This is a genomic window from Anaerovibrio sp. (assembly GCF_051866355.1).
In the GTDB taxonomy this organism is placed as follows: Bacteria; Bacillota; Negativicutes; order Selenomonadales; family Selenomonadaceae; genus Anaerovibrio.
Map to the genome: position 1 here is coordinate 1 of NZ_JBJDWZ010000035.1, position 3,983 is coordinate 3,983.

The following is a 3,983-nucleotide window of genomic DNA, read 5'->3' on the forward strand; positions in this document are numbered from 1 at the left end:
AATGCCCTGTTCCCTTCCGGCTCTGCGGAGCTGACTGCCGGTGTGCAGCAGATTGGCCCGGTGATTGCGGCGCTGGTAGCGCCTATCCCACAGAGGATTCTGGTGACGGGGCATACGGATAACGTGCCGATTACCAGCAGTGCCTATCCATCCAACTGGGAGCTTAGCTCGGCCCGTGCCATCAATTTCATGAAGTATATCATTGCCCAGGATGGGCGCATGAATCCGGCGCGGTTCAGTGCCATGGGCAGGAGCGAGTACCGTCCGATTGCGGATAATGCCACGGAGGAAGGCAGGGCTCAGAACCGTCGTGTCGAGGTGCTGATTGAGCGTTCTGTGCATGTAGATAAGTCTGAGTATCAGGTGGCAAGATAGAATTGAAGAACCCCTGCCAGGGGTTCTTTTTTTAGAACAGGTTCGTGTAGTTTGTTTAGACTGTACCTGGATGGGGGCAGCAGTACCATCAGAAACACGCTCTCGCTCTTAGTTGTGCCTAGCGGATGCTAAACTCTTGCTGCGCCTCGCGGCTTGCAAATCGTTAAGCACCGAGGCGCAACAAAGGTTTTCTGATGGCACATGCTGCCCCCATCTAGTTTCGTGTAGTCAGGTGTGCTAATGTGACAAAAAACACTAGAAGGAGTAATATGATTCTCGGTATAGGTACGGATATTGTTGAGGTTGGCAGGGTAAGGAAGGCTGTGGCGAAGGAGGCATTCGTAACAAGGGTGTTTACGGAGGCCGAGGCAGCCTACTGCAGAAGCCGCGGCGCCGGCATGGCAGAGTCCTTTGCCGGGCGCTTTGCGGCCAAGGAGGCCGTGCTGAAAGCCTTTGGCACGGGGCTCAGGGAGGGCAGGATGGCTGACATTGAGGTTGTCAATGATGAGCTGGGCTGTCCGAAGGTGAAGCTGTATGGTGCATTTGGTGAGCGGGCAGAAGGCATGGGGGTAAAAAAGATATGGCTGAGCATCAGCCATGCCAGGGAGTACGCCACGGCTCAATGCGTTCTGGAGAGCTGAGTTTTTCGGCGGCGATGCCGCGAGATTTGTCCATTCATTTATTTGCTTATCTGGCGATTCTGTGTTTTTGGATTTTGAGATTTTATGGTTTTGAAGTTTTGAGATTTGGGGCAGGGGGCTGACTGGTGATGAAGCTGACAACGGTAGAGGAAATGAGGAATATTGACAGGCGTGCCATTCAGGAGATAGGCATTCCGGAGGTCGTGCTGATGGAAAATGCGGCCAGGGAGGTTTTCCTGGCTCTTGATACCCTGGTTGACGGCGTAATGGGGCGCAAAATCTGCGTGCTTGCCGGTACCGGCAACAACGGCGGTGACGCCTTTGCGGCGGCGCGGCATATCGCCAATGCCGGTGGCAGGCCCAAGGTGTTTGTGCTGGGCAGGACGGAAAAAATGACGGCTTCGGCGGCGGTGAACTTTAATGTTATCTGCAACATGGGGGTAGAGGTGTTCAACCTGTCCGAAGAGCGTGACTGGGACAAGCTGCTGGTGGTGCTCAAGACTGCTGATGCCGTGGTGGACGGACTTTTGGGGACAGGCTTTCACGGCCAGCTGCGGCCGGAGGCCAGGCGTCTGATTGAGGCGGTGAACAAGGCAGGCCTGAAGGTGCTGTCCATTGATGTGCCAAGCGGCGTAGAGGCGGATAACGGGCAGGTGGAGGATGTGGCGGTGGCCGCGTCCATGACCGTGACACTGGGGACACCGAAATGGGGGCTGATGTTTGCTCCCGGCTCCGTGTACTGCGGCAAGCTGTTGAGTGACGGGATAGGGATTCCCCGCGGGCTTCTGGAGGACCCCAAGATACGTCAGGAGCTGCTGAGGCCGGAGAGTGTGAAGGAGTGGCTTTTGCCGCGGCCTGTGGACTGCCACAAGGGGAGCTGCGGCAGGATACTGGTGATTGCAGGCTCCCGCGGCATGACCGGGGCGGCGGTGCTTGCTTCCGGGGCGGCTCTCAGGATTGGTGCGGGGGTTGTGACGCTGGCGTGTCCTGAAAGCCTGAACGCCATCTATGAGGCGAAGCTGACAGAGGTCATGACCCTGCCAGTGGAGGACAAGGGCCGTGGCTGTTTTTCTATGGACAACGCGGAAGAGCTGTTGTCAGCTGCCTCCGGCTATGACCTGGTGCTGCTGGGGCCGGGGCTGGGACGGGCAGAGGAAACACAGGCCTTTGTGCGAGCTTTTGTGGCTGGTACGGATGTTCAGGTGGTGCTGGATGCGGATGGCATCTACGCTTTTCGGGAGCGGGGAGAGCTTTTGGCAAAGTGCCGCCATGTGCCGGTGCTGACACCGCACCTGGGGGAAATGGCGTGCCTTCTGGGGATTACGGTGCCTGAGCTGAAAGAGGATTTGCTGGATTTTGGCCGGGAGGCCGCAAAGGAATACAATACGATTTTTGTCATCAAGAGTGAGACGACGGTGATTATCTATCCTGATGGCATGGCATATGTTTCCAATGGCGGCAATGCAGGTATGGCAACGGCCGGCTGTGGCGATGTGCTGGCGGGAACCATTGCAGGCCTGTGCAGGCAGGCGGAAGCCGGACGTCAGGCTCCGGCCGGTGTGTATATTCACGGCAGGGCCGGGGATATGGCCCATGAGGCAAAGGGAAACTGCCTCATAGCGGGGGATATTGCGGACAGGCTGCCTGATGTCATGCAGGAGCTTATATCCTGCGAATAAATGGCGCGTGCCATAATATTTCTTTCCCAGGTACTTGATTTATGAGTGGAAAAGTCCTAAAATGTATACATTACACAGTTACAAAATTATCAGATGAATTGTTAGGAGATGTATTTGTATGGCGGATATTCGTTTTGTACAGGCGGAGAGCTTAAAAGAGAAACCGGCTGATATCAGCAAGGTTGGTTTTGGCCGCGTCTTTACTGATTATATGTTTGAGATGGATTACAATCCGGAGGAAGGCTGGCATGACCCGCGCATCGTGCCTTATCAGGAGGTTTCCCTGAGCCCTGCCAATGCCACCCTGCACTATGGGCAGGCCATCTTTGAGGGCTGCAAGGCGTATCGCTATGAGGGCGGCAAGGCTGTCGTGTTCCGTGCCAAGGACCACGTTGCCCGCCTGAACCGTTCTGCGAAGATTCTGGATATTCCTGCTGTGGATGAGAAGCTGGTCTATGATGCCCTCATGCGGCTGATTGATATTGAGAAGGACTGGATTCCTGACGGCCCTGGCCAGAGCCTCTACATCCGTCCGTTTATTTTCTCCACTGATCCTTATCTGGGCGTAAGCGTAGGTCAGTATTACAAGCTGATGATTATCCTGTCCCCTGTAGGTGCTTACTATGCCCACGGCTTTGCGCCGGTAAAGATTATGGTGGAGGATACCTATGTGCGTGCCCCGAAGGGCGGACTGGGCGCAGCCAAGACCCCGGCCAACTATGCGGCTTCCCTCCACGGCGGCCTCGTTGCCCATGAGAAGGGCTACGACCAGACCCTGTGGATGGATGGCATTGAGCATAAGTATGTGGGCGAGGTTGGCTCCATGAACATCCTGTTCAAGATTGATGGCAAGGTTGTAACCCCGGAGCTGGACGGCACCATTCTGGACGGCATTACCCGCCGTACCGTGCTGCAGGTCTGCAAGGAGTGGGGAATTCCTACCGAGGAACGCAAAATTTCCATTGATGAGCTGATTGAGGCCTATGAGAACGGCAAGCTGGAGGAGGTATTCGGCTCCGGCACGGCGGCTGTTATTTCTCCTGTCAGCGTGCTTGGCTACAAGGGTCAGGACAGGGTAATCAGCGGCGGCAAGATTGGCGAGTTCTCCCAGAAGCTGTATGATTACATTGATGACCTGCATACCGGCAAGGCAGAGGATGTATATGGCTTTATTGATGTGGCCGGTGAGTATTGATAGCGCATCGGGCAGTTCAGGCCTTACAGGTATATAGAAAATAAAAGAAGCAGTCAGAAAGCGGTTTGGTTCCGCCTTTTGGCTGCTTTTTTG

The 3,983-nt window shown here is 55.4% G+C and carries 4 protein-coding genes; all 4 read left to right on the forward strand.

What is annotated here, in order from left to right; genetic code table 11:
- Positions 1-375, forward strand: a 375-nt coding sequence (locus tag ACI3UA_RS02020; RefSeq protein WP_439723168.1) for an OmpA/MotB family protein, incomplete at its 5' end; no start/stop codon positions are given.
- A gap of 269 nt (positions 376-644) precedes the next feature.
- Complete coding sequence (acpS, locus tag ACI3UA_RS02025) at positions 645-1,016, forward strand: holo-ACP synthase (RefSeq protein WP_439723169.1); 372 nt, start codon at positions 645-647, stop codon at positions 1,014-1,016.
- Positions 1,017-1,144: 128 nt separating this feature from the next.
- Positions 1,145-2,695, forward strand: coding sequence for an NAD(P)H-hydrate dehydratase (locus ACI3UA_RS02030; protein WP_439723171.1), 1,551 nt, complete (start codon positions 1,145-1,147; stop codon positions 2,693-2,695).
- 118 nt (positions 2,696-2,813) lie between these two features.
- On the forward strand, positions 2,814-3,890 hold the full coding sequence (locus tag ACI3UA_RS02035; RefSeq protein ID WP_439723170.1) for a branched-chain amino acid aminotransferase: 1,077 nt from the start codon (positions 2,814-2,816) through the stop codon (positions 3,888-3,890).
- Positions 3,891-3,983 lie beyond the last annotated feature (93 nt).

Excerpts from the sequence above, each read along its gene's own strand:
- ACI3UA_RS02030 (WP_439723171.1), top strand. The coding sequence starts at position 1,145 with ATGAAGCTGACAACGGTAGAGGAAATGAGGAATATTGACAGGCGTGCC.
- ACI3UA_RS02035 (WP_439723170.1), top strand. The coding sequence starts at position 2,814 with ATGGCGGATATTCGTTTTGTACAGGCGGAGAGCTTAAAAGAGAAACCG.
- acpS (WP_439723169.1), top strand. The coding sequence starts at position 645 with ATGATTCTCGGTATAGGTACGGATATTGTTGAGGTTGGCAGGGTAAGG.